Origin of the sequence: Pseudoalteromonas sp. Z9A6 (assembly GCF_011378805.1) — a bacterium.
In the GTDB taxonomy this organism is placed as follows: domain Bacteria; phylum Pseudomonadota; class Gammaproteobacteria; order Enterobacterales; family Alteromonadaceae; genus Pseudoalteromonas; species Pseudoalteromonas distincta.
The window spans coordinates 2,866-6,724 of record NZ_WTKZ01000102.1; the positions used below are offsets into that span (position 1 = coordinate 2,866).

General features: G+C 41.5%; 5 protein-coding genes and 1 pseudogene. 3 read left to right on the forward strand and 3 right to left on the reverse strand.

Annotated features, from left to right (window positions below; translation table 11 throughout):
* The first annotated feature begins 96 nt into the window (after positions 1-96).
* From GQR53_RS21610 to GQR53_RS20105, 3 genes are all read left to right on the forward strand, one after another.
* Positions 97-813, forward strand: coding sequence for a transposase (locus tag GQR53_RS21610; protein ID WP_346774405.1), 717 nt, complete (start codon positions 97-99; stop codon positions 811-813).
* Positions 814-1,141: 328 nt separating this feature from the next.
* Positions 1,142-2,137: a tyrosine-type recombinase/integrase gene (locus GQR53_RS20100; RefSeq protein WP_086961207.1), complete on the forward strand. Its 996-nt coding sequence runs from the start codon at positions 1,142-1,144 to the stop codon at positions 2,135-2,137.
* A gap of 8 nt (positions 2,138-2,145) precedes the next feature.
* Positions 2,146-2,637 (forward strand): hypothetical protein, encoded by a 492-nt coding sequence (locus tag GQR53_RS20105; protein WP_010555478.1) that lies wholly within the window; start codon positions 2,146-2,148, stop codon positions 2,635-2,637.
* 183 nt (positions 2,638-2,820) lie between these two features.
* Here GQR53_RS20105 and GQR53_RS20110 read toward each other — a convergent pair whose 3' ends face one another.
* The 3 genes and pseudogenes from GQR53_RS20110 to GQR53_RS20120 form a co-directional block, all read right to left on the reverse strand.
* Positions 2,821-3,225 carry a TetR family transcriptional regulator gene (locus tag GQR53_RS20110; protein WP_165745027.1) on the reverse strand — a complete coding sequence of 135 codons (405 nt, stop codon included), beginning with the start codon at positions 3,223-3,225 and terminating at the stop codon, positions 2,821-2,823.
* Positions 3,218-3,592 (reverse strand): hypothetical protein, encoded by a 375-nt coding sequence (locus GQR53_RS20115; RefSeq protein ID WP_206013403.1) that lies wholly within the window; start codon positions 3,590-3,592, stop codon positions 3,218-3,220. Before GQR53_RS20115 ends, GQR53_RS20110 begins: the two co-directional genes overlap by 8 nt.
* A gap of 71 nt (positions 3,593-3,663) precedes the next feature.
* Positions 3,664-3,859, reverse strand: a pseudogene (locus GQR53_RS20120) (IS3 family transposase); the annotation flags it as partial.

The window sequence follows — 3,859 nt, forward strand, 5'->3', positions numbered from 1 at the left end:
AAAAAAAAAAAAAAAGCATGGTGCTGTTTATTTGGCTGATGTTGGTATCGTTAAGATCCGAGGTAAAGCTAGAAACACAGGAGGCAAGCCGAAATCATCCGAAAGAATGGTGAGTGGTTCATTTCAGTTTCAATGGAGTATGACACCATTGAGAGAAACTGTGGCACTAAAGCTGTTGGCTTGGATTGGGGTGTTTCTCATTACTTTTCGACTATCGATCAGGATGGTAATTTTGAGCAAGTCGAAAACCCCCGTTACCTCAGAAACAGCAAAGAGCGATTAACCTCTTTACAGCGTGACCTCGCGTTAGCGAAAAAAGGCACTCGCACCCAGCGAAAATTAAAGCATCAAATTGCCAAACTCCACCAGAAAATCGCCCGTCAAAGACTCGATTTTACTCATAAAGAAACTGCAAAATTAGTTGAAGTGGCGGCATTGATCGCCACCGAAAAACTCACCGTTAAGAACATGACTCGCAGTGCCAAAGGTACTGTCGAGAAAAACGGAAAAATGGTGAAACAAAAGGCTGGTCTGAATCGGGAAATTCTGAACACCGCGCCAGCCATGACTCTTAATTTACTGCGATACAAAGCGGAAGAAGCTAGTAGCGAATTTGTTGAAGTACCAACAAAGCAAGTTAAGCCAAGTCAAACCTGCCCAGACTGCGGAGCTAAGAAGAAGAAATCCTTAGCAGACCGCTGGCACTCATGCGAATGTGGTTGTGAGAAGCCCCGCGATGTAGCCAGTGCGCAAGTTAACTTAAACTGGGCGTTAGGTATTCAGGCTGGGAACCAGCCTAAAAAGGTAGCTTAGGCTTTCTTTTTGAAACACCTTCAAAACGCGCAGCGTTTAGTGGGAGTTGTTCATCAAACTTAAAAGCCTACTCTTTACTATGTTTATGCGAATTCAGCTTTACCTCTACTTATTAAAATGTACCTTTTAGAAAGTAGAGCCTGTGATATAATAAATATCGAGTCAACACCATCAGAATTTAAAATTAGAAGACGTAATTTAGGTGGTGATACTGAGCAAAATAAACACAGATAATATGTCCGTACTTCATTATGTAGGATTATTCCAAACATACAAACTTAAACTAAGTATGGAGCAAAAGCACAAAGTTACTTTGAGGCATCAAAAAATGCACGAACAAAACAATGATGAAAATACCGAAGTCACATTTCTCCCTGCAGAGCGTACTTTTGAAGTATTAAGTGCGGAGGCTGCTGGCACTGGTGTAAATGGTATTGAAAAAAATCCTGCTGTTTCATACTTAATGGGCTTAAGGGCTGAAAGTAGCCGGCTAGCCATGAGGTCGTTTTTAAACAACATAGCTAAAATGATGGGCTATCATGATTTAAGAACCTGTCCTTGGGGTATGCTTGAGCGGCACCATGTACAGGCAGTTTTGACCATGCTCACTGATGCGGGAAAAGCACCGGCCACTATAAATAATTACTTGGCGGCAATAAAAGGTGTAGCCGTAGAGGCATGGACACTTAAGCTTATTAGCACCGATACTTACCAACATATCAAGTTAGTTAAGTCGGTTAGAGGGTCAAGAATACCTAAAGGTAGAGCCCTGGCCCCTGCTGAAGTTAAGAAATTATTTTTCACATGTGAAAGTGATAAGTCTGCTATTGGGGTTAGAGATAACGCTATTTTATCTGTTTTAGTCGGGTGCGGATTACGAAGAGCTGAAGTTGTATCCCTTGATTATGCTCATTATAACCGGCATAACCGCTCGCTAAAAGTGCTAGGTAAAGGTAATAAAGAGCGCATGGCCTACTTGCCAGATGGCGCATTTCAAAGGCTTGAAAGCTGGATTGAGGAAGTACGAAGTGATATTCCAGGGCCACTATTTAGTCGTGTTCGTAGGTACGATGATGTTACCTCAGAGCGCATGACTAGCCAGGCAATTTACCATATTTTAAACAGTAGATCTGTCGAGGCCGGTATAGAAAAGTGTGCCCCGCATGACCTAAGAAGGACATTCGCTTCGTCAATGCTAGAGAACGGCGAAGATCTAATTACAGTTAAAGATGCAATGGGCCATGCAAGCTTAGCAACAACGCAAAAATATGACTTTAGGGGTGATGAACGCCTAAGAGCAGCGAGTAAACGCTTAGATATTTAGGGGGAAGAATGTCACAACAGAACAATTTTGGTGAAGCACTTACATTTTATGCAGATAGGCACCCAGAACCATTAAAGCGCACAGCTATGAACGTTCAGTACACATCTAGTCGGCTTGGCTTGCAGACGTTAAGTATTGAAATGACTACTATTAACTCCCCTGGTGAATCACCAGACTGGGCAAGTAAAACGATAATTCAGTTGACTAAAAGCGAGTTAACCGGGTTGTGCGGCGTGTTATTTGGCTTGAAAAGCGAAGTAAAAGCTTCATTTCATGGCGAGAATAAAAACAAAGGGATGGCAGTTTATAATAATGGTGCACAGGGGGCTGCTGTCACTATTTCAGTCGCTGGCCGACACTTACATCACTTTTTATCACCCGATGATAGACTTGAATTAGGGGTTTTTACTTTACGCAGATTGTCGGACGCATGGAAAGTTACACCGTCTGATACCTTAGCAATATTACGTCAAAATGAGTTGATAAGAAGAAGCCAGTAATGAAAGACATTCCTTATGTGGGTAACTCTCATGTCGGAGGACAATATTTATAAATAGTTCGTTACATGTAACTATGGCTAACCTTCTGTTTTATATAACTTTGTTTGAGGTTACACTTTTGGATGTTTTTAACTATCTCAAAAGTAACCTTAATTTGAAATTATTAACATTAAATTCAGGCAGTTAGCTGTATATTAGTTGCGTTACATTGCTATTGTCCGCAAGAACATTGCTCAGAGCCATGTTTTTTCGTATTAACGTAGCATTTTGTGATTGAACTTTAGCGAGCATAGCTTTCAATTCTGCCACCTCAGACCGCAAGTCTCGATTGCGGTCTTTGTATTTATTAAGTTCAGTTTGTTTGGCATCACGTTGCTGTCGAATATCTTTGTTTACACCGCCTTTAATACGCTCTAATAGTTCAGGGCAATCACGGTGAATCAATGCTCGACTTACACCTGCTTCTTCGGCAACGGCAGCGACACTCATTTTGCGTTTATGAGAAACAGTATTTGGACGACCTTTTTCGATTCGAACAATGGCAAGTCGAACCGCTTTATGTGTCGCTTTTTCTTTCTGGTTAGACATTTATCACCTCGATATTCTCTCTTTCGTTAATCTCTTGCTTCATAGCTTCAACATCAATACCCAATGCCACTAGAACCTTTTCACAGCGTTCCATGCCTTTTTTTACCGCCGCTCTACCAGCTTCACCAATATCATCCAATTGCATCAGTTTCATTTGCTGCACTAGCATTCCCTCCCAATAGGGCAGGTGTCGCTTATCTACAATGCCGCTTTCACAGCTATCAGGCTTACCACACTTACACTCATCATCATTGGTGCACCACCCAATACCTGTTGAGCGAATTGGTATGGAGCTAGAGTATGCCTTTGCCATAGCACTAAGAGAGCCAAAAGATTTAATTAACTCTTTATCCTCACGGACTTTCATGATGTTTTGAGCTATGTCGCCACCAGTGATAGGCGGAGTTTTTCAAGTTAGTTGTCGCATCAAGTTAAATTTTATGCCGCCCGCATTGCTTCTTTTTTTTCTGGATTTAAATTTACTTCATTGATCATTGTCCAATCTCGAGATTTTCCTGACCAACGACTTGGGTTCTGTAATTTCGCCATTTCATTTACCTGATGACGTTTCGCTAGTATCGCTTTATCTAATCCTAAATGACGCTGGTTTGGCGTGACAAATTTAATACCGCTG